Raw genomic sequence first — 20,040 nt, 5'->3', positions numbered from 1 at the left:
GCCGTTGACCTGCGGTTTCAACTCGGTGAATGGCTTTGCCGATACATGGGGAGTGCTTGACCTGCCGGTTCCCAAGGTAGCCTCCAACCTCACGAGCCCCATCGTGCACGGAAGGTCCCTTCATACTTCCATGACCCCAGAGACCAGCAAGCTCATCAAGCTCCTCGAAAGCGAACTCGGCTACTCGGAGGGCGACGGCGCGTACACCAAGTTCGGCGACTGGTACGGCAAGACGGTCGAGTTCGACGCCGACTACAGCGGCGCACCCTGGTGTGACATGTTCCTGTCCTGGGCCGCGCACAAGCTGGGCTACGAGGAGTGGGTCGGGCAGTTCGCCTACACCGTCGCGCACGCGGAGTGGTTCAAGGAGAAGGACGCGTGGGGGACCAAGCCGAAGCCCGGAGCGCTGGTCTTCTATGACTGGAGCGGCTCCAACAAGATCGACAACATCGACCACGTGGGCATCGTCACGAAGGTCGAAGGGGACACGATCTTCACGATCGAGGGCAACATCGACGGCGGCGTCGCCAAGCGCAAGGAACGCGACCAGAGCAAGGTCGTCGGCTACGGCTACCCGGACAAGATCAAGAAGAGGCTCGAGGCCGCCAAGCTGAAGGAGGCCGAGGTCGACGGGTCGCTCCCGCCCGACACCGGGCCCAACGAGGTCGACAGGCTCCAGTTGCCCCCGCAGTCGGAGACGACGGGTGTCACCGCGCTCATCCCCAGGCGCGAGACCTCCCCCGCCCCCTCGGTGTCCGCGGCAGGCGAGCACGCGACCGCGCCCAGGGTCTCGCCATCCGCGTCCGCCCGTTCCGCCGACACGCCCGCGGCGACCGCGGGGCAGACGCGGCCCGGCAAGAAGGGCAAGCACGCCAAGCCCGCCACCGCCGACACAGAGGCGGTCACCCGCGAACCCGTCACCGCGTTCACGGACGCCTCGGCCACCACCCAGGTCCCCAACCTCGGGTCCCCCGCCATCATCGGGCCGGTGCTGCTGGCCGCGCTCGGCCTGCTGGCCGTGGCCCGCACCCGCCAGCTGAGGGTACGGCCGGCCGCCTCCCGCAGGCCCGCCGCCGGCCCGTCCGCCGACCGGCGACTCGACACCAGGCCAGAGTTGCAGCCCGACCGCCGCACCGGCCGCCGCCGCGCCGCCGGGACCCGCCGCCGCGGGACCGGGTCGGTGCCCCCCGTCGAGCCGCTGTTCACCCCGGCGACCACCACGCCCGACGTGTCCCCCGTGGCAGCGGCGACGACCCCCTTTGTCCCATTCGAGACCGCGGAGTCGGCTCCCTTCGCCGCTCCGGGCCTGGCGGCGGCGTCCAGTGTGGCGACCACCGGTTTCGACGCGCTGCCCGGCTCCGCCCGGTCCGACCTCGACGCGGCCGCCGCGCTGGCGGCGGGGCTGGAGACCTCGAACGCGATCCTCGCCGAGTTGGAGTCCTCGGCCACCACGCCGTTCGACGCGTTCGGCACGGCCGCCGACGACATCCTGAGCACGGACCTCAACCTCTTCGGAGGCGGACCCAACCCCTTCAGGAACGACGACGACATCCTGAACACCGACCTCAACCTCTTCGGAAGCGGACCCAACCCCTTCAGGAACGACGACGACATCCTGAACACCGACCTCAACCTCTTCGGAAGCGGACCCAACCCCTTCAGGAACGACAGCCTGGAGAGCGCCCCCGCCTCGGGTACCGGTCACGACGTCCTGGAGGCATGGGAAGGGTCCGCCTTCGCCGCCGCCCACGAGAACAGGTCGCTCGACGGCTACCGGGGCAGGCGCCGCAGCAGGGAGCACCCGGCGGACGAGACCACCACGTTCAGGCCGGACGCCCCGGCCCGCGGCCGCCGCCACCGCGCCTCGGAGACCGTCAGGGCCCACCGCGCGACCTCGACCGGTGCCCCGGCCACGACGTTCTCCCCTGACGCCCCGCTCGGAGGCCGCCGCCACCGGCCGGCGGCCCCGGCCCGCTCGGCCGCCCAACCGGCCCCCGCCCGCTCGATCGTCCCGCACGCCCCGGCGGGTCTCCAGCCGGCCACGAGCCGGGCGGTCATCCAGCCCACGCCCGTCCCCGAGTCGTGGGAGACCCTGTGGGAAGCCGTCGGGAGGGAAACCGCCGAGAGGGAACCTGTCCTCGCCGGCGCGGGCGCCTCCCCCGAGAGGGACACGGCGGGCCGTACCGCCAGAGGCAGGAAGGGCCGCCACCGCGCCTGACCGGCACCGTGGAGGTCAGACCCCGTACGCGGCGGCGAAGGCGGTCAGGCGGTCCACGGCGTCGCGGGTGCGCGTCCACGGGCGGACGATCAGCCGGTCGACGCCCATCGCCGCCCACTCGGCCACCTCCTCCGGTTCCGTCAGCCCGTAGGCGTGCACGGTCACCGAGAAGGGCCGACCGTCGCGCAGCTTCGCCAGGCGCTCCAGCTGCGGCCGGGCCGACTCCAGCGTGTGCGGCATGCTGATCCAGCCGTCGCACAGGGTGGCGGCCCTGCGCAGCGCCGCCGCCGACTCGCCGCCCCCGAGGATGGGAAGCGGGCGCTGGATCGGTTTCGGCTCGAAGGCGACCTCGGGGAAGGTGAAGAACCGGCCGGAGTGTGCCACCGTCTCCTCCGACCACAGGCGGCGGGTCACCTCGATGGCCTCGTCGAGGCGGGGCCCGCGGGTGGCGAAGTCGACTCCTGCGGCGATCCACTCCCCCGGGTACCACCCCGCCCCGACGCCGCAGAGGGCGCGCCCGCCGGAGACGATGTCGAGGGTGGCGAAGGCCCGCGCGGAGACGAAGGGGTGGCGCAGCGCGTAGAGGTGCACCGCCGTACCCAGTCTGATCGTGGACGTGAGCCCCGCGAGCCAGCACAGGTAGGCGGGGGCGTCGAACAGCGGAGTGTGCGGCGTGATGCCGGGCGTGGAGGAGCCCGGATAGCGGGCGAGCGACAGGTCGGTGGCGAAGACGAGGTGCTCGGGCATCCACAGCGATTCGAAGCCGAGCTCGTCGGCCGCGACGGCGACGTCCTTCCACGCGGCGGGGTGGATGAGCCCGAGAGGGACGCCGAACCTCACGCGCCGAACACCGCCTCCGTGACGCGCGCCCTGTGGACGGCGGTGGTGCCGTAGGCGCCGGTGAGCGACCAGGTCCTGGCCAGCCAGAAGCGCAGGTCGAGCTCGTCCGTGTAGCCGATGGCGCCGTGCACCTGGAGCGCGGTGCGGGCGGCGAGCGCCGCGGCCTCACCTGCGGCGACCTTGGCGGCGCTGGCGTCACGGTCGGCGCGGCCCCGCGGCGGTGACCCCTCGCCGTCCACGGTGAGCGCGGCACGGTGGACCAGGGGCGCGGCGAACTCGACGGCGATCGCCACGTCCGCCAGCTGGTGCTTGACCGCCTGGAACGCCCCGATCGGCCGCCCGAACTGGGTCCTGGTCCTGGCGTGGTCGACCGACCTCGCGAGCAACGCCCTGGCCACGCCGACGAGCTGTGCCGACACTCCGACCGTCACCCTTCGCGTGAGCAGGTCGGCGCCCGCGAAGGGCTCGCCCTGGCCCGCCGCTCTCACCGAGAACGGCACGCGCCCAGGGTCGACCCCCGGTGACGGCTCCAGGACCGGGTTCGCCACCACGTACCCCTCCACGTCCACCACCGCCTCTGCCAGGTCGGCGTCCAGCGCCACACCGTCGACGAGGAGGGCGGTGCGCCCCGCGAGCGGCAGGTGCGGCGCGGCGGCCAGGCTCTCCACGACCGGCCCCGGCATGGCCGCCCGGCCCGTCTCCTCGATGGCGGGGATCACGTCGATCAGCGAGAGACCCAGCCCGCCCGCCTCCTCGTCCACCAGAGCGGTGAAGAACCCGAGCTCGGCCAGCTGCTTCCAGCCCGACCCGCGGTCCGAGGGGTGGCAGTGGTCGCGCAGCACCTCCCGTACGGCGGCGCCGAAGGAGAGCTGCTCGTCGGTGAAGGTGAAGTTCATCGGGGCAGCCCCAGGACGCGTTCGGCGATGATGTTGCGCTGGATCTCGTTGGTTCCCGCGTAGATCGGCCCGGCGAGGGAGAACACGTACCCGTCGAACCACGGCGTCGCCGCGGCGCCCTGGCCCAGGAGTTCCATGGCGAGAGTGTGCATGCGCACGTCGAGCTCGGACCAGAAGACCTTGCCCAGGCTCGTGGTCGCGCCGAGCTCGCCCCTGACGGCTCCGAAGGTGTGCAGCCGGTAGGCCTCGGCGTCGATCAGGCACCTGGCCGCCCTGTCCCGCAGCACCGGATCGGCGTCGCGGGCCAGGGACACCAGCCGGTCGGCGGTGGCGAGGAAGCGTCCGGGACTGCGCAGCGTGAGACCGCGCTCGGACGACGTGGTCGCCATCGCGATCTTCCAGCCCTGCCCGACCTCGCCCAGGACCATGTCGTCGGGCACGAAGACCCCGTCGAAGAACAGCTCCGCGAAGCCGTGGGTGCCGTCGAGCTGGGCGATCGGCCTGACGAGCACGGCGTCGAGCGGGAAGAGGAAGTACGTCAGCCCGTGGTGGCGCGAGCCCGAGGTCCTGAACAGGCCGAAGCCGTGGGAGGCGAAGGCGGCGCGGGAGCTCCACGTCTTCTGCCCGTGGAGGAGCCAGCCGCCGTCCACCCTGACCGCTCGCGAGGTGAGCGCCGCCAGGTCGCTGCCCGCCTCAGGCTCCGACCAGGCCTGTGCCCACACGTCCTCCGCTCGCGCCATCCTCGGCAGGAGTCTGGCCTGCTGTTCGGGCGTGCCGAAGGCGAAGAGGGTGGGCGCGAGCAGGAAGATGCCGTTCTGGCTGACCCTGCCGGGGGCGCCGGAGGCCCAGTACTCCTCTTCGAAGATCAGCCACTCGATCAGGGAGGCGGACCGCCCGCCGTACTCCTCGGGCCACGAGACCACCGACAGGCGCGCGCCGGCCAGGTCCGCCTCCCACGCGCGGTGCGCCTCGAAGCCCTCACGCGTGTCCATGGAGGGCAGGCGAGCGGGTAGGTGACCCGCGAGCCAGTCCCTCACTTCCTCGCGGAAGGCCTCCTCGGCGGGGGTGAAGTCGAGATCCACTCACCCAACCTAGCGCACGCTTGGTTACTTGAGAAGGTCGACGAGGCGCTCCGCCAGCGGGGTGGCGCTGGCCGGGTTCTGGCCCGTCACCAGTCGGCCGTCGACCACGACCTGCGGCTGCCAGTCGGGCGCGGGCTCGTGCCTGGCCCCCTTGGCCACCAGGGCGTCGGCCAGCAGGAACGGCACGATCTCGTCCACTCCCGCGGCCTTCTCCTCGGCATTGGTGAAGGCGGCCACGCGCCTGCCCGCCACCAGCGGGGTGCCGTCGGACAGCGTCATGTTCACCAGCGCGGAAGGGCCGTGGCAGACGGCGGCCACCACGCCGCCGCCCTCGTAGACCTCCCTGCCGATACGGGCGACGTCCGCGTCGGCCGGGAAGTCCCACATGGTGCCGTGCCCGCCGGCGAACAGGACCGCGTCGAATGCGCGGCCGTCGAGGTCGGCGAGCCTGCCCGCGTCGCGCAGCTCGTCGGAGGCGAGGAAGGCGGACTGCGCGGCGTCGTCGGGGTCGTACCCGTCCTGCGGCGGCTGCCCGCCGAGGACGCTGGCCACCTTCACCTCGAACCCGGCCTCGCGGAAGGCATGCCACGGATGGGCGGCCTCGGAGACGTAGTAACCGGTCTTTCGCGCCCCACCCAGGTCGTCATGGCTGGTCAGGGCGATCAGAATGCGCTTGCTCATGCCCTCGATGATGCTCCGCCACAGCCATCAGCCACAAATAGCCGAACCCGTCATCAGGCATCATGATGCTGATATGTCGCTTTCACTGGACCTGCTCAGGACCTTCCTCGCCGTGCACCGTACGGGCTCGATCACGGCCGCCGCGCAGACGCTCGGCCTCTCGCAGCCCGCGGTGACGGCGCAGGTCAAAGCGCTGGAGGCGGCACTGGACCGGCCGCTGTTCGACCGGTTGCCCAGAGGGGTCGCGCCGACCGCCGCGGCCGACGAGCTGGCCAGGCGGGTGGCGGGTTCGCTCGACGCGCTGGCCGAGGTGGTGGGCTCCGAGCTGCCCTCCATGCGGAGCGTGCATCTGGGCGGTCCGGCCGAGTTCGTGTGCGTGGAGGTGGTGCCCGTGCTCGCGCCGCTGGTCGCGGAGGGGCTGGTGCTGCGCACCACGTTCGGGCTGACCGACGACCTGCTGGCCGAGCTGGCGGCGGGGCGGCTGGACCTGGTGATCTCCACGGTACGGCCGCGCGTGCGCGGCGTGCAGGCCGAGGCGCTCTACGACGAGGAGTTCGTGCTGGTGGCGGCTCCGGGTGTGCCGACGGACGCGCCGATCATCTCCTACGCGGAGGACCTGCCGATCATCAGGCGGTACTGGCGGACGGTCTTCGGACGCCGGGCGAGCATGACGGCAGGGGCGATCATCCCCGACCTGCGCGGCGTGCTGGCCGCGGTGCGCGCAGGAGCGGGCGTCTCGGTGCTGCCCGCCTACCTGTGCGCCGACGACCTGGCGGCGGGACGGCTGGTCGCGTTGGCGTCGCCGCAGGTCCCGCCGCTCAACACGGGCTATCTCGCGGTCGCCTCCGGCGCCCTGGCCAGGCCCGCGGTGGCCGCGGTGTACCGGCATCTGCTCGAGGAGTTCAGGAGCAGGCTGGCGCCCGCCCGGTGACCCGCCAGCCCGGCGAGCCGGCTCCTCGGTGACCTTCGGGTGACCTAAAAACGGTGACCCGGCGGCTCGGTGACCCGGCTACTCGGTGACCCGGCTACTCGGTGAGCCGGGCGGCGAAGGCGTCGAGCTCGGCGGCGATCTCGGTGGAGATGCCGTGGCGGGGCAGGCGCGAGGCGAGGGCCGTACCGAAGCCGGCCATCCTGACGGTGTCGTCGATGAACGCGTCGAGGTTCTCCGGCCAGGGAAAGGAGGGCTGGCTGATCACGAGCGACGCGCACCCGTGCGCCGCCGACCACAGCCCCAGCGCGAGCGTCTGCGGGTCGCCGCGCAGCACGCCCGCCGCCACGCACGCCGAGACCGCCTCCACCATGTAGCCGAAGCACGCCTCCGCCGCCGAGCCCGAGCCCTGCCGCATCATCAGCACCCGGTACTGCGCGGGGTGGTCGAGCGCGAACCGCACGTAGACCCTGCCGCACCTGCCCAGTGCCCTGAACGGGTCGCCGACGCCGCGCGCGGCATCGCGCATCCGCCGTTCGAGCTCGTCCCATGCGCGCAGGCAGACCGCCTCGATCAGCGCGTCCTTGTCGGCGAAGTGCAGGTAGACCGACGGCGTCGAGACTCCCGTACGGCCGGCGACCGCGCGCAGCGTCAACGCCCCCTCGCGCCCCGTCTCGACCAGGAGCTCCTCGGCCGCCGCGAGGATCTCCTCGCGCAGCCGCACTCCTTCACCAGGATTGGCGCGAACCCGCTTCATCCCTTCAGGTTGACACCGTCAGCTTGACGACGTCAATGTGGCCATATGACGACTTTTAGGGATGCGACCGCTGTTGTCCCGCGCGCGGACGGTGGATTCGACGCCACGCTGGACGAGAAGTGGAGCGTGGGCGACAAGGCACACGGCGGCTACCTCCTGGCCGTCATGGGAAGAGCCGCCATCGAGAGCGCGGGACAGGACCACCCGCACCTGACCGCGGTGAGCGGCTCGTTCATCTCGCCTCCCTCGTTCGGGGCGGTGCGGATCGACGTGGAGACGCTGCGCAGGGGCAAGGCCGTCACCCAGGTTCGCGCTCGCATGTCTGAGAACGACGCTCCGCTGGTCGAGGCGCTGATCACGCTCGGCAGGCTCACCGAGGACGACCCGTGGTGGTCGGGGCTCGAGCCGGTGGAGCTGCCCGACGAGCAGGAGTGCTGGCTGTCGCCCACCGAGCCGCCGGGCGCGGGGATGCGGGTGCCGCTGATGGAGGTCGTCGAGCAGCGGCTCAACCCCGCCCATCTCGCCTTCGCCTTCGGCGAGCCCGCCCGCCAGGGCGTCATCGCCGGCTGGCAACGCCTGGCCGACGGCTCCGACTGGGACCCGCTGTCGCTGCTGGTCGCCATGGACCCGGTGCCGCCGGTCTCCTTCGACCTCGGCGCGCCCGGCTGGGTGCCCACGATCCAGCTGTCGGCCTACATCAGGCGGCTGCCCGCCCCGGGGCCGCTCAGGGTACGGCTGACCGCGTCCGACGTGACGGCCGAGCGGATGGACGAGACCGCCCACGCGTGGGACGCCAAGGGCCGCCTCGTCGCCCAGGCCACCCAGCTCGCCGCCGTCCGCACCCCTGCCCAGCCGTAGATCGCCCGGGTGATCACCCGGGTGATCACACTGCCGCCCGGCCGACGACCGCACGGCACCACGGCAACTCAGCCGTAGATCGCCCGGGTGATCACGCTGCCGCCCGGCAGCTCACCACGGCGGCTCAGCCGTAGATCGCCCGGGTCATCACCACGGCGCAGGTCTCGATGGCCTGCGCCGACTGGTCCTCCGCGAGCACCGCGAACTTCATTCGCACCAGCGCCCGCGCCAGCCCGTCCTCGGGCGGTCCCGCGCAGGCCCGCCCCGCGGCCCTCTCCCGCTCGATCCTGGCCGCCGCCTGCCCGATGTACCCCTCGACCACCCGCGCCCTGAACTCCGCGAACTCCGGATCCTCCGCCAGCAGCGCGGACCGCAGCAGCGCCCCGTGCTCGCCCCACAGCCGGGCACTCACCCCCAGCGCCTCCCGCAACGCCGCGGGGTCGTCGCCCGCCCCGTCCAGCCAGCCCCTGGCCGCCGCCTCCATCTCCCGCGCGATCTCCGTCAGCAGCGCCTCCAGCACCGCGGTCTTGGAGTCGAAGTAGAAGTAGAAGCTCGACCGCGAGATCCCCGCGCCCGCCGCCAGCCTGTCGATCGTGATCTGCCCGGGGGGAACGGTCTTGAGCAGTTCCTTCGCCGTCTCGACGATGGCCTGTTCCCTGCGGTCGCCCTTGGTCATCCCCGTACGCCTCTTCATAAAATCAACACTACGCCGGGAATAGTCGACATGGTGTCGATTATTGTCATGAGCATGAAGACTCTCTACACCGCCATCGCCACCGCCTCCGGCCGTGAGGGCCGGGCCGCCACCAACGACGGCAAGCTGTCCGTCACCCTTGCCCACCCCGTCGAGCTGGGCGGCTCCGGCGAGGGCACCAACCCCGAGCAGCTGTTCGCCACCGGTTACGCGGCCTGCTTCGCCAGCGCCATGCAGAACGTGGCGCGCAGGATGAAGCTGGACGTCTCCGACGCGTCTGTCACCGCGGAGGTCGGCCTCGGGAGCATCGGCGAGGGCAGGTTCGGCCTGGAGGTGACGCTCAGGGTGGAGCTGCCCGACGAGCTCCACGGCGAGGCGGGACAGCGGCTCGTCGAGGCCACCCACCAGGTCTGCCCCTACTCCAACGCCACCCGCGGCAACATTTCCGTCGACCTCGTCATCGAGTGACCCGCGCGCGCCTCGCCGCCCGGCCGGCCGATCCCGCCCCGAAGCCGCTTCGCGGCCGGCCGGGACAGGCGGATCGCTCACCGGCTCGGCCGAGACGAGCAGAGCGGACTTCGGGGCCGCCGGGACAGGCGGACCGCGCACGGCACAGCCGGGACGAGCGGACCGCTCACCGGCTCGGCCGAGACGAGTGAACGGATCGTGGGGTCAGCCGAGATAGGCGGCGCGCACCACGGGGTCGGCCCTGATCGAGGACGGCGGACCCGTCGCGATGACCTTGCCGAGGTCGAGGACGACAAGGTGGTCGCAGGTGTCCATGACGAAGCCCATGTCGTGCTCGACCAGCAGCACCGTGGTGTCGAGCGCGGCGATGACCTCGCGCAGCCGTGCCGTCTGGTCGGCGTCGAGGCCCGAGGTCGGCTCGTCGAGCAGCAGGACGGACGGACGGTCGGCGAGCGCGCGAGCCAGCTCGACCAGCCGTCGCTGGCCCACGGGCAGCGCGGCCGCGTAGGCGTCGCGCAGCGCCGGCAGCCCGCACAGGTCGAGGACCTCCTCGACCCGCTCGCGCCGCGCCGCCTCCAGCCGTCGCCTGCCCGGCAGGCCCGCGAGGTCGGCGAGCACGCCGCCGCCCCCGCCGCGCCACTCCATGGCGGCCAGGACGTTGTCGGCCACGGTGAGGCGGCCGAAGACCTGCGTGCGCTGGAAGGTCCTGCGCAGCCCCGCCCGCGCCCGCCGTACCGCGGAGACGCCGGTCACGTCGGTGCCCGAGACCAGCACGCGCCCGGACTGCGGGCGGCGCAGGCCCGAGACCACGTCGAACAGCGTGGTCTTGCCCGCGCCGTTCGGGCCGATCACGCCGCAGACCTGCCCCTCCGGCACGGCGAACGAGACCTCGGACAGCGCGCGAACCCCGCCGAAGGCCACGCAGACGCCCTCGACGGCCAGCGCGGACGCGGTCATGACGCGACCCTCGGGCCGGCGGCGGTCGGGCGGTCGACGTCCATCCCGATCATCACGACACCTCCGGGCACACTCCCCCACAGACCGCTCGCGTCCACCACGGTCACCATCACGACACCCCCAGGTAGGCGGCGGTGAGCCGGTCGGCGTCCACCTCGGAGCGGGGGCCGGTCCAGGTGACGCGGCCGAGCCGCATGAAGGCCACTCTGTCGGCCACCGCCAGCGCCTCGGTGGCCTTCTCCTCCACCAGCAGCAGCGCCACCCCGCGCCCGCGCAGTTCGGCGAACAGGGCGAAGACCTGCTCCACGACCAGCGGGGCCAGGCCGAGCGACGGCTCGTCGGCGATCAGCACCCGGGGCGGCCTGACGAGGGCCGGCGCGAGCGTGAGCAACTGCTGCTCCCCGCCCGACAGCGCTCCCGCGAGCACGGTACGGCGGGCGGCCAGGTGCGGCATCCGCTCGTAGACCTGGTCGGGCGCGTCCAGCCAGGTCCGCAGGTTCTCCTCGACGGTCAGTCCAGGGAACACGCCGCGCCCCTCGGGGGCCAGGAACACTCCCTCGCGGGCGCGCCTGTGGGCGGGGCTGCCGGTGACGTCGTGGCCGTCGAGCAGCACCCTGCCTGTGGTGACCGGCACGTCCCCGGCCGCGACGGCGCAGGTGGTGGACTTGCCCGCGCCGTTCGCGCCGAGGAGGGCCAGCACCTCGCCCGCCCTGATCGCCACGTCGACGCCGCGCAGGACGGTCACGTCGCCGTAGCCGGCCACGACCCCTTCGAGGCTGAGCACCGGCGCGGGCCCCGGCGACCCCTCCCACCGGACCCCGGCCAGGTCTTCAGGGGAGTCTCCGGAGAGCGCGGCGACGGCCCGTCCTCCTGGCGGCCCCTCCCACCGGGCTCCGGCCGGCTCTTCGGGGGAATCTCCGGAGAGCGAGGCGACGGCCCGCAGGACGGCCGGGTCTCCGGGGACCCCGCCGGGGAGCGGGGCGGGTTCCCGCTGTTCGCCGCCGACCCCGGCCTGCTCGGAGCCGGGCGGCGGAGAGGGGGCGGCGGTCCGGCGATCGCGGTCCGCATAGGGGGGCACGACCGCCCGGGCGGCGCGACGGCGGTGGCGGGCCTCGGCGAGCTGGGCGAGAACCCCGTCGGGATGCTTGGCGAGGATCATCCCGCCGGTGCCGAACAGGATCGCGCCCACGTGCGCCGAGATCTCCCACCCCGCCAGCAGCTCGGGGAAGATCGCCGCGATGAGACCGCCGAGCACCGCCCCGCCGATCCTGCGCACGCCCTGCAGCACCACCACGGCCAGCCACACGAACCCGGCGAACGCCGGAAGGTCCGTCGCCGTGATCGACCCCTTCGACGTCGCGTACAGCACCCCGCCCAGCCCGGCGATCGCCGACGCCAGCGCGAACAGCATGATCTTCGTGCGTGGCCCCGACACTCCGACGGTCGCCGCGGCGGCGGGCGCCGACCTGACGGCCAGGATCGCCCTGCCGGACACCGACCGCTCCAGGTTGCGGACCACGACCCCGGCCAGCCCGATGAGGACGAGCAGGAGCACGACCCGCACGCGTGGATCGGTGGTGTCGGCGAAGCCGAACGAGAGGGCGGGCAGCGGCCAGCCGATGGTCCCGTTGCTGAAGGCGTCGACCTGGAAGAGCACCTGGTCGGCCAGGAGAGCCAGGGCGAGCGTCGCCAGCGTGAGGATCCGTCCGCCGAGCCGTAGCGCCGGAAGCGCCACCAGCACCCCGACGGCCGCGGCCGCCAGCACCCCCAGCAGGATCGCGACGGGGAACGGCCAGCCGGAGGAAAGGGCCCACCCGCACGTCAGCGCGGCCATCGCGGCGAAGGCCGCCTGCGCGAGATTCACCATCCCGCCGATGCCCGTGACCACCACGAACGAGCAGAAGATCAGCGCCAGCACGAGCCCCTGCGCCACCACGCCCACGTAGAAGTCGTCGGCGGGCCTGGTGAACGTCCAGGCCAGCAGCGCCGCCAGCGAGACCAGCCATGGCAGCCTTCGCCGCCAGCCGGGCAGGTCGGCCAGGTAGTCGGGCGGCGGGGTGTCCTGGGCCGCGCTGCCCGCCACCCGCTCCCGCGACCTGTTCAGCAGCACGAGCCCGACGAACAGGAGGATCACGGGTACGGCGGTGCGCAGCCCGGTGATCTCGGCGGCGAAGTCCGCGTAACCGGCGACCAGGTTCTGCACCACGCCGAGGCCGAGCCCCGCGGCGAACGTCCACGGGATCGAGCGCAGCCGCCCGAACACCGAGGCGGTCGCCGAGGCGAACAGCAGCACGGTGAACGCCCCGGAGTCCAGCCCCACCACGGGGACGGCCAGCACTCCCGCCAGGCCCGCCAGGCCCGAGCTGAGCGTCCACGCCAGCGCCGAGGTGGCGTCGGCGTCGATCCCGCGCAGCGTGGCCAGCCCGCGCCGGTCGACGGAGGCCCGCATCCGCAGCCCGTACGGCGTGTGCCGCATGAACAGCCACAGCCCCGCCGCCACCAGCGCGGCGACGCAGAACGTGATGACCTGGTCGGAGTCGAAGGCCATCCCGGCGAGCGAGACCTCGGCGGCGGGATAGGGCCCGACACCGTGCGGAAGGGCGGTGGCGTCGGCGGGCGGCAGGCCGAGCGGCTCGGCCACCAGGTCGGCGACCAGCAGTCCGAGCGCCGGAAGCGCGATCGTCAGCCCGATCGTCGCCACGATCTGCGCGGTCTCGCCCGCGTGGGCCAGGCCCCTGAACATCGCCTTGTGCAGGCCGTACCCGAGCAGCGGGGCGAAGCCGAGGACGGCGAGCAGGGCAGCGGCCCACCCGGGCCAGCCGAGGCCGACGTTGAGCTCGAAGAAGACCAGCGCGGTCAGGAAGCCGACCGCCCCGTGCGCGAAGTTGAACACACCCGTGGCCGCGTAGGAAAGGGTCAGGCCCGACGCCATCACCGCGAAGACGGCGCCGGTGACCAGTCCGCTCAGGACGTAGGCGAGCATCTACTTGAGCGGCACGTTGTCGAAGCACTTCATGCTCCTGGCGACCTGGTAGGCGCCGTTCTGGAGCGTGACCAGCGCGCCGCAGCCGTTGGGCTCGTCGTGGTCCTTGGGGTACTGGATCTTCCCGAAGCCCGCGTTCTCGTAGGTGAACGCCCCGTTGCCGGTGGCGAGGAACTTCTCGCGGGTGAGGTCCTTGCCCGTCTGCTCCAGCATCTTCAGGAAGATGTCGGCCGACCAGTAGCCGATCGCCAGGTGCTGGGTGAGCGTGGCGCCGGGGGCGACCTTCTCCACGTCCTGTTTGAGCTGGGCGATCTCGGGGGCGCTCGACTCGAAGGGTTCGAACATGGGCGCGGCGATCACGCCCTCGAGCGCCTGCGCGGTGGCGGCGTCCTTGAGGATGGCGGCGTCGTAGCTGGTGGCGTCGCTGAGCACGCCCTTGTACCCGGCCTTCTTCAGCGCGGCGTAGAGGCCCACGTTGAACTTGGTGCCCGCGATGATCGACACCACGATGTCGGGTGGCGCGCCCCCGTTCGAGGTCATGATCTTGTCGACGTAGGGCAGCCAGTCGGCGGGCGGAGCGGCGGCGGGCAGCGCCGAGTTGAGCCCGACGAGCTCGAACCCGGCGGCCTGGAAGGACTGGGAGATGGTCTTGCCACCGTACTTGCTGCCGCTCGAGTCGGACGTCTGCACGTAGACGGTCTTGCCGGCGGCGCCGCCGAGCAGGTCGGCCATCTGGTTGCCCCACCAGGTCTGCGAGCCCGCGCCCGCCTTGGGAGCCAGGCAGCCGTTGTAGCCGAAGCCCGTCTTGGTGCCGCACCACTGCGGGCCGGTCGCCCAGCCGAACCACGGCACGCCCTGCTGTTCGAGGAAGACCGCGCCGCCGAAGTTGGGGGCGTGGACGGGGACGAGCGCGAACACCTTGTCCTTCTGGACGAGCTTCTTGGCCGCCGCGTCGCCCTTGGCGGCGTCCTGGGTGTCGTCCTCGGCGCCGAGGAACTCGATCTTCCTGCCGTGCACGCCGCCCGCCGCGTTCGCCCGCTCGAACCTGGCCTTGGCGCCGATCTCCGCGTCCTTGGTCGAGTAGCCGCTCGCGCTGGTCTTGGTGAGCACCCCGCCGACCTTGACCGTCGTGTCCGTCACTCCCGGGGTCTGTCCACCGCCGCCCGGAGCCGCCGTCCCCTGTTGCGCCGCGCACCCCGCGAGCGTCACCACCGCTGCCAGCACCACGAGTTCTCGCCGCAACCCAGCCTCCGCCTTTTCGGCCTAGCGCTCGCTTGGTTTTGCGTCAGCGTAGGTTCGAGCGGAATGGGTGTCAACGCTTCTAAACCAAGCATTTGCTTGCTAGCGTGTGCCGCATGCTGATGCGCGCCGCCGTCCTCACCGGTTTCCACCAGCCGATGGAGATCCGCGAGGTGGAGATCGCCGATCCGGGTCCCGGCGAGGTGCGCGTCCAGATCAAGGCGTCCGGCGTGTGCGGGTCCGACCTCAAGGCGATCGACGGCAAGAGCCCGGTCGTCCGGCAGCCGCCGTTCATCCTGGGCCACGAGAGCGCGGGGATCGTCGAGAGCGTCGGCGAGGGCGTGACGGCGGTCGAACCCGGCGACCATGTGATCATCGCGATGAGCGGCGCGTGCGGGAAGTGCCGGCACTGCGGAGCGGGCCGCTTCCACCTGTGCTCGGGCCCCGCCAGGCTGACCGCGATCATGGGCGGCGCGCCCAGGGTCACCATGGACGGCCAGGAGACGCGCAGGTTCATCGGCATCGGATCCTTCGCCGAGTACGCCGTCGTCCGCGAAGCGATGTGCGTGAAGATCGCGCCCGACGCCCCCTTCGACGCGATGTGCCTGCTCGCCTGCGGTGTCATCACCGGTGTCGGCGCCGTCCTGAACGTCGCGCGCGTCGCCCCTGGCTCCAGCGTCCTGGTCGTCGGCTGCGGCGGCGTCGGCCTCAACGTCGTCCAGGGCGCGGTGCTCGCGGGCGCGACCACGATCATCGCCGCCGACGTCGTCGAGCAGAAGCTCAAACTCGCCGCCCACTTCGGCGCCACCCACACCCTGCTCGCCGGTGACCTCCCCCAGCAGGTCGGCGAGATCGTCCGCGGGGGCGTCGACTACGCCTTCGACGCCACCGGGGTCGCGAGCGTCCTCGGCCAGGCCTTCGCCGCCACCCAGCCGGGCGGCACCACCGTCATGGTCGGCAGCCCCGCCGCGGGGACCCCCCTGACCATCGAGCCTGGGCTGCTGTTCGCCTCTCGCCGTCTCATGGGCACCCAGGGCGGCGACGCGGCGCCCCTGCGCGACCTGCCCATGCTCGCCGCGCAGTACCTCCGCGGCCGGCTCGACCTCGACGGGCTGGTCACCGAACGCCTCCCCCTGGCCGACATCGACCAGGCCGTCACCCACGTCCGCCAGGGCGCCGTCGCCCGCTCCGTCATCGTCTTCTAGCCCGCCGTCCTGTACGGCCGTGCCGCGCCCTACGATGGTGCGATCATTCGCGGCGGCGGGCGGAAGCGGGACGATGACCACACTCGAGCAGGGGCGCGACACCCGCACCAGGATCCTCGCCGCGGCCCGCGCGCTGTTCGCCGAGCGGGGCTACGCCGCGACCTCACTGGCCGACATCGCCGCCGCGGTCGGGCTCACGAAGACGGCGGTCGCCTACCACTTCCACCCCAAGGACACGCTGGCCGCCGAGCTGATCGCGCCCTGCGCCGACGACATGCTCGCCCTGCTGGGGGCGGACTTCGCCGACCGGCGCGCGTTCGTGACGGCCCTGGTGGCGTTCACCGTACGGCACCGCGCGGTGATCAGGCTGGTCATGGAGGACCTGGGCGGCGCCGACGACGCGCCTCCCGGCTCGCCCGGCGAGGCCATCAGGACCTTCCGTGACGAGATCTTCGCCAAACTCGCCGGGCCCGACCCCTCGCGGGAGACGCGGGTGCGCGGATGGGCGGTGCTCGGCGCGCTCCAGTGGGGCGTCGTCCAGACGATGGACCTGCCCGAGGACAGCGTCCTGCCCACACTGACCGCGGCCGCGCTAGCTATCTGACCCCGTGACCGGCGCGTATCCCGCCGCGACGGATTTCTCGCGAATCACCCGGTGGGCGAGCCCTCACCGGAGGTCGGCGTGGGGGTCGGCTCGGGGTCGGTGCCCGCGGGCGGGTCCACGTCGGGCGGCGTGGTCGGCTCCGCCGGGTCGGGGAGGGACTGCCCCGCCACGCCCACTGTGATCACGATCGCCCGTCCCGGCGCCGCACACGTGCCGGGCGCCACGCTCTGCCCGAGCACCGAGTCCACGGCGCCCGCGTCACCCACGATCTGCGCGCGCTGCCGTACGGCGAAGCCCGCGTCTCTCAGCGCCGCCCGCGCCTCGCGCCTGGACATCCCCACCACCGACGGCACCGCCGCACCGTGCCTGGCCACCGTCAGCGACACGGCCTTGCCCGGGGTCACGCGCGTGCCCGCCCCCGGCCTGCTGCCGATCACCTGACCGTCGGGCAGATCGGAGCAACTCGTGCCGATCTTCCCTGTCTTCAGCCCCGCGGCCTTCAGCGCGGAGGCGGCGGCCTCGCGCGACAGGCCCGCCAACGCGGGCACCTCGACGCCGACCGCCGACACCCGCAGGTCGACCCTGGAGCCCCGGGCCAGCCTGGCACCCCGCTCGGGCGTGCTCCCGAGCACCTCGCCCGCCGGCCGTGCCGAGCCGGCCTCGGTCACCGACCCCACGACGAGGCCCGCTCCCTCGATGGCCGCGACCGCCGCGGAACGGTCCATGCCCACGACTCCCGGCACCGCGAGCAGCATCGGCTGGGCGGGGGCCGTGGCGGGGGGCGGGCGCCTGGTCGTCGCCTGCGTGTCCTTCGTCCTGGCCGACGAGCTCTGCCGGAAGGAGGAGGGGGTGGGCGTGGAGGCCACGGCCACCGGCTCGGGCGTGGCCTCGGTGGGGGTGCTGACGCTCTGCAGCGCCGGCACCAGCACCGCGACCAGGACCGCGGCGCTGATCAGGAGCGCGCACGAGACGGCCAGGGAGACTCTGTTGGCCGCGGGACCCACCCACCGGCCGGGGTGCGTCGCCTCCGACGCCCAGCCCGCGGGACCGGGCCACGACGGGTGCCCTTCGCTCGAGCCGGCCGGGGGCTCCTCTTCCTTCCAGGAGAGCGCGGGGTGCCCGGCGGACGCCGCGCCCCGTCCCGATGCGCGGGCCGGTTCCCTCATCCTGGCACCCGAGACTGATCCGGCACCGCGTTGCGCGGGGATGCCGGGCAGCAGGTAGCCGTCGGCGGCTCCCGTCGCCTCCGGCTCGGCCAGCGGGTGGGGGTCCACGCGCAGGATGTGCGGCGGAGGTGAGCGCAGCACCTCCGCCGGCACGCCTTCCCCCGCGCCCAGCAGCGCGAGTAACAGCTCCCTGCTGGTGGGCCTGTTGCGGGGGTCCTTGTCCAGGCAATGCGCGACCAGGTCACCGAGCCGCCCGTCGAGGCGCCCCAGCGCGGGAGGCGCGGTCAGGATGCGGTGGAGCACCGGCGCGACCGAGTCCTGGCCGAACGGCGCGGAGGCGTTGGCGGCGAAGCACGTCGTCGCGCCCCACGAGAACACGTCCACCGCTCCGGTGATCGCCGAGGCGGTGATCTGCTCGGGCGCCATGTAGGCGGGCGTGCCCACCCCTCTGCCGCTGACCGTCGCCGCCGCGTCCAGCGCCTTGGCGAGGCCGAAGTCGATCACGCGCGGCCCGTCGGCGCCTAACAGCACGTTCTGCGGCTTGAAGTCACGGTGCACGATCCCAGCGCGGTGGATGGCGGCCAGCGCGGTGGCGGTGCCGACCGCGAGCCGTTCGAGCGCGCCGCCGCTGCGCGGTCCCTCCAGCGCCACCTCCCTGGCCAGCGAGGGTCCTTCGATGTACTCGCTGACGATGTACGGCCTGCCGTCGTCGAACCCCGCGTCGATCACCTGCGCCGTGCAGAAGCGGGCCACGTGCTTGGCCAGCTCGACCTCGCGCATGAAGGCCGCCGGTTCGTCCCCCACCGGTCCGTGCAACAGCTTGATCGCGAAGGACTCTTCGCCTAACCTGCCGAGGTAGACGATCCCCTGACCGCCCTCCCCCAGTCGCCCGGACAGTTCGTAGTCGCCCAGTCGCTGAGGGTCCCCCGTCTTGAGCGGTTTCGGCACGGGCGCCTCCCCTCGCCGCCCACCGGTTACCTCTCTACTGAAGTCGAGGGATCGCGGCGCGTCAACGGACCGTGACGCCGTTGTGATGTCCTATTTCTGGATACTTCCTGAGTAGCGAGGGGTGTCCTCACCCGCTCTGATCACCTGAAACGTGTAGCCGCTCGCGCCCTCGGCGGCGAGCACCACCCTGCCCGGATGGCATCCCTCGCCTCTGACCTGCGACAGGTCGTAGGTGGCCGAGTCGATTCTGGTCAGCACGCCCTGACAGTGCAGACCCTCGCCCCAGCGCATCGTCCCCTTGCCCGCGTCGTCCGGCAGGCTCAGCCGTATCGGGAAGGTGACCTTAGAGCTAGGGTGATGCGCCGCGCCCGACCATTCGCCGGCGAGGGCGGGCGGCTCGCTCCGCCACGGGCTCGCCACCACCAGGGCTGCCGCCGCCGACAGCGCGGCCGCCGCCGCGATCCACCACAGGCGGGAGAGGCGGCGGGACCCGGCCGGATGCTCGCCGGACACGAGCGTCCCCGCACGCCCCTGACCCCGCACGGACGCCTCCACCCCGGCCTCCACCCCGGCCTCCGCCCCGGCCTCCACCTCGGTCTCCGCCCCCGGCCCCGATCCTGGCGCGCGGTCCCGGCCAGGTGCGGCCTTCTCCCGTGTGCGGTCCTCTCCGGAGACGGCGGCCCGCTGCCGGCGCTCGCCATCGTCGGGGCGGGCGGGGCCCTCGAGCAGGACGGCCAGCGCCTCCTCGGCCGTGGGACGCTCCTCGGGCGACCGGGCCAGGCAGGCCACCACCAGCCCGCGCAACGGCCCCGACAGCTCGCCGAGGTCCGGCGTGCCGTACAGGATCCTGCCGAGCACCGCGGGGTAGGAGTCGGCCGCGAACGCCGCCCTGCCGCTGGAGGCGAACGACATGGTCAGCCCCCACGCGAACAGGTCCACGGGTGTCCCCGCCGGTTCGCCGCCGATCTGCTCGGGCGCGAGGTAGGCGGGCGTGCCGACGGGCCGCGCGCCGACCGTGCTGGTGGAGTCGAGCAGCCGCGCGATCCCGAAGTCGATGACCCGCGGCCCCTCGCGGTCGAGCAGCACGTTCTGCGGCTTGAAGTCGCGGTGCACCACGCCGGCCCGGTGGATGGCCGCCAGCGCGGTCATCGTGCCCACCGCCAGCCGGTCGAGCGACCCGCTTGAGCGCGGCCCCTCCCGCATGACCAGCGCGTGCAGCGAGACGCCCTCGACCAGCTCGCTGACGACGTACGGCCTGCCGTCCGCCACTCCCGCGTCGAGCACGCGCGCGGTGCAGAAGGGCGCGACCCTGCGGATGCTCTCGATCTCCGACAGCAGCCGCCGCTCGGTGCTGTGGCTGCGGGCGTGCAGCCATTTGACCGCGACGCGCTCGCCCTCGGACGACACCGCCTCGTAGACCACGCCCTGGCCGCCCTCCCCGAGACGGGCCATGATCCGGTATCCCTGCAGAGCGTGCGGATCGCCTGGTTGGAGGGGGCTCGACGGCATGCCGACA

The 20,040-nt window shown here is 72.9% G+C and carries 17 protein-coding genes; 6 read left to right on the top strand and 11 right to left on the bottom strand.

What is annotated here, in order from left to right; genetic code table 11:
• Window positions 1-130 precede the first annotated feature (130 nt).
• Window positions 131-2,218 (top strand): CHAP domain-containing protein, encoded by a 2,088-nt coding sequence (locus AC3EO4_RS41455; RefSeq protein WP_431901034.1) that lies wholly within the window; start codon window positions 131-133, stop codon window positions 2,216-2,218.
• 15 nt (window positions 2,219-2,233) lie between these two features.
• On the opposite strand, the gene AC3EO4_RS41450 is transcribed toward AC3EO4_RS41455, so the two are convergent.
• The 4 genes from AC3EO4_RS41450 to AC3EO4_RS41435 are packed head-to-tail and all read right to left on the bottom strand — an operon-like array spanning window position 2,234 to window position 5,717.
• Complete coding sequence (locus AC3EO4_RS41450) at window positions 2,234-3,058, bottom strand: TIGR03619 family F420-dependent LLM class oxidoreductase (RefSeq protein ID WP_431901031.1); 825 nt, start codon at window positions 3,056-3,058, stop codon at window positions 2,234-2,236.
• Window positions 3,055-3,954 carry an acyl-CoA dehydrogenase family protein gene (locus AC3EO4_RS41445; RefSeq protein WP_379581834.1) on the bottom strand — a complete coding sequence of 300 codons (900 nt, stop codon included), beginning with the start codon at window positions 3,952-3,954 and terminating at the stop codon, window positions 3,055-3,057. The genes AC3EO4_RS41450 and AC3EO4_RS41445 overlap by 4 nt, the downstream gene beginning before the upstream one ends.
• Window positions 3,951-5,036 carry an acyl-CoA dehydrogenase family protein gene (locus tag AC3EO4_RS41440; protein ID WP_431901030.1) on the bottom strand — a complete coding sequence of 362 codons (1,086 nt, stop codon included), beginning with the start codon at window positions 5,034-5,036 and terminating at the stop codon, window positions 3,951-3,953. Before AC3EO4_RS41440 ends, AC3EO4_RS41445 begins: the two co-directional genes overlap by 4 nt.
• 24 nt (window positions 5,037-5,060) lie before the next feature.
• Window positions 5,061-5,717: a type 1 glutamine amidotransferase domain-containing protein gene (locus tag AC3EO4_RS41435; RefSeq protein ID WP_379581838.1), complete on the bottom strand. Its 657-nt coding sequence runs from the start codon at window positions 5,715-5,717 to the stop codon at window positions 5,061-5,063.
• 73 nt (window positions 5,718-5,790) lie between these two features.
• Between AC3EO4_RS41435 and AC3EO4_RS41430 the strand changes: the two genes are divergently transcribed.
• A complete protein-coding gene (locus AC3EO4_RS41430) occupies window positions 5,791-6,648 on the top strand; it encodes a LysR family transcriptional regulator (protein WP_379581840.1) in 858 nt (285 codons plus the stop codon).
• Between the two features lie 94 nt (window positions 6,649-6,742).
• Here the strand turns inward: AC3EO4_RS41430 and AC3EO4_RS41425 are convergent, their stop codons facing one another.
• Window positions 6,743-7,402 carry a TetR/AcrR family transcriptional regulator gene (locus tag AC3EO4_RS41425; RefSeq protein WP_431901027.1) on the bottom strand — a complete coding sequence of 220 codons (660 nt, stop codon included), beginning with the start codon at window positions 7,400-7,402 and terminating at the stop codon, window positions 6,743-6,745.
• 45 nt (window positions 7,403-7,447) lie between these two features.
• On the opposite strand from AC3EO4_RS41425, the gene AC3EO4_RS41420 reads away from it, so the two are divergent.
• A complete protein-coding gene (locus tag AC3EO4_RS41420; RefSeq protein ID WP_431901025.1) occupies window positions 7,448-8,260 on the top strand; it encodes a thioesterase family protein in 813 nt (270 codons plus the stop codon).
• 124 nt (window positions 8,261-8,384) lie between these two features.
• On the opposite strand, the gene AC3EO4_RS41415 is transcribed toward AC3EO4_RS41420, so the two are convergent.
• Window positions 8,385-8,954, bottom strand: coding sequence for a TetR/AcrR family transcriptional regulator (locus AC3EO4_RS41415; protein WP_379581846.1), 570 nt, complete (start codon window positions 8,952-8,954; stop codon window positions 8,385-8,387).
• Window positions 8,955-9,008: 54 nt separating this feature from the next.
• On the opposite strand from AC3EO4_RS41415, the gene AC3EO4_RS41410 reads away from it, so the two are divergent.
• The gene (locus AC3EO4_RS41410; RefSeq protein WP_379581848.1) at window positions 9,009-9,422 is read left to right on the top strand and encodes an organic hydroperoxide resistance protein; all 414 of its coding nucleotides are present in this window, start codon (window positions 9,009-9,011) and stop codon (window positions 9,420-9,422) included.
• Window positions 9,423-9,626: 204 nt separating this feature from the next.
• Here AC3EO4_RS41410 and AC3EO4_RS41405 read toward each other — a convergent pair whose 3' ends face one another.
• The 3 genes from AC3EO4_RS41405 to AC3EO4_RS41395 form a co-directional block, all read right to left on the bottom strand.
• Window positions 9,627-10,379, bottom strand: a complete 753-nt coding sequence (locus tag AC3EO4_RS41405) for an ABC transporter ATP-binding protein (RefSeq protein WP_431901022.1) — start codon at window positions 10,377-10,379, stop codon at window positions 9,627-9,629.
• A gap of 109 nt (window positions 10,380-10,488) precedes the next feature.
• Window positions 10,489-13,362 (bottom strand): ABC transporter permease subunit, encoded by a 2,874-nt coding sequence (locus tag AC3EO4_RS41400; protein WP_431901019.1) that lies wholly within the window; start codon window positions 13,360-13,362, stop codon window positions 10,489-10,491.
• Complete coding sequence (locus AC3EO4_RS41395) at window positions 13,363-14,604, bottom strand: ABC transporter substrate-binding protein (RefSeq protein WP_379581854.1); 1,242 nt, start codon at window positions 14,602-14,604, stop codon at window positions 13,363-13,365.
• 113 nt (window positions 14,605-14,717) lie between these two features.
• Here AC3EO4_RS41395 and AC3EO4_RS41390 point away from each other — a divergent pair, with 113 nt between their 5' ends.
• Together AC3EO4_RS41390 and AC3EO4_RS41385 are read left to right on the top strand one after the other, a co-directional pair.
• Window positions 14,718-15,806 carry an alcohol dehydrogenase catalytic domain-containing protein gene (locus AC3EO4_RS41390; protein ID WP_379581856.1) on the top strand — a complete coding sequence of 363 codons (1,089 nt, stop codon included), beginning with the start codon at window positions 14,718-14,720 and terminating at the stop codon, window positions 15,804-15,806.
• A gap of 73 nt (window positions 15,807-15,879) precedes the next feature.
• Complete coding sequence (locus tag AC3EO4_RS41385) at window positions 15,880-16,410, top strand: TetR/AcrR family transcriptional regulator (RefSeq protein WP_379581858.1); 531 nt, start codon at window positions 15,880-15,882, stop codon at window positions 16,408-16,410.
• A 44-nt stretch (window positions 16,411-16,454) separates the two neighbouring features.
• On the opposite strand, the gene AC3EO4_RS41380 is transcribed toward AC3EO4_RS41385, so the two are convergent.
• The gene (locus AC3EO4_RS41380; protein ID WP_431901016.1) at window positions 16,455-18,524 is read right to left on the bottom strand and encodes a PASTA domain-containing protein; all 2,070 of its coding nucleotides are present in this window, start codon (window positions 18,522-18,524) and stop codon (window positions 16,455-16,457) included.
• Window positions 18,525-18,614: 90 nt separating this feature from the next.
• A complete protein-coding gene (locus AC3EO4_RS41375) occupies window positions 18,615-20,033 on the bottom strand; it encodes a serine/threonine protein kinase (RefSeq protein WP_431901014.1) in 1,419 nt (472 codons plus the stop codon).
• Between the last annotated feature and the right edge of the window lie 7 nt (window positions 20,034-20,040).

This window comes from Nonomuraea sp. bgisy101 (genome assembly GCF_057708945.1).
Note: the sequence above shows the minus strand (reverse complement) of the source record. Positions and strands in the feature narration are given on the sequence as shown.

What these genes read in the sequence shown, in the direction of transcription:
- AC3EO4_RS41455 (WP_431901034.1), top strand. Translation starts at nt 131, where the DNA reads ATGACCCCAGAGACCAGCAAGCTCATCAAGCTCCTCGAAAGCGAACTC.
- AC3EO4_RS41445 (WP_379581834.1), bottom strand. Translation starts at nt 3,954, where the DNA reads ATGAACTTCACCTTCACCGACGAGCAGCTCTCCTTCGGCGCCGCCGTA.
- AC3EO4_RS41435 (WP_379581838.1), bottom strand. Translation starts at nt 5,717, where the DNA reads ATGAGCAAGCGCATTCTGATCGCCCTGACCAGCCATGACGACCTGGGT.
- AC3EO4_RS41430 (WP_379581840.1), top strand. Translation starts at nt 5,791, where the DNA reads ATGTCGCTTTCACTGGACCTGCTCAGGACCTTCCTCGCCGTGCACCGT.
- AC3EO4_RS41425 (WP_431901027.1), bottom strand. Translation starts at nt 7,402, where the DNA reads ATGAAGCGGGTTCGCGCCAATCCTGGTGAAGGAGTGCGGCTGCGCGAG.
- AC3EO4_RS41420 (WP_431901025.1), top strand. Translation starts at nt 7,448, where the DNA reads ATGACGACTTTTAGGGATGCGACCGCTGTTGTCCCGCGCGCGGACGGT.
- AC3EO4_RS41415 (WP_379581846.1), bottom strand. Translation starts at nt 8,954, where the DNA reads ATGAAGAGGCGTACGGGGATGACCAAGGGCGACCGCAGGGAACAGGCC.
- AC3EO4_RS41410 (WP_379581848.1), top strand. Translation starts at nt 9,009, where the DNA reads ATGAAGACTCTCTACACCGCCATCGCCACCGCCTCCGGCCGTGAGGGC.
- AC3EO4_RS41405 (WP_431901022.1), bottom strand. Translation starts at nt 10,379, where the DNA reads ATGACCGCGTCCGCGCTGGCCGTCGAGGGCGTCTGCGTGGCCTTCGGC.
- AC3EO4_RS41400 (WP_431901019.1), bottom strand. Translation starts at nt 13,362, where the DNA reads ATGCTCGCCTACGTCCTGAGCGGACTGGTCACCGGCGCCGTCTTCGCG.
- AC3EO4_RS41390 (WP_379581856.1), top strand. Translation starts at nt 14,718, where the DNA reads ATGCTGATGCGCGCCGCCGTCCTCACCGGTTTCCACCAGCCGATGGAG.
- AC3EO4_RS41385 (WP_379581858.1), top strand. Translation starts at nt 15,880, where the DNA reads ATGACCACACTCGAGCAGGGGCGCGACACCCGCACCAGGATCCTCGCC.
- AC3EO4_RS41375 (WP_431901014.1), bottom strand. Translation starts at nt 20,033, where the DNA reads ATGCCGTCGAGCCCCCTCCAACCAGGCGATCCGCACGCTCTGCAGGGA.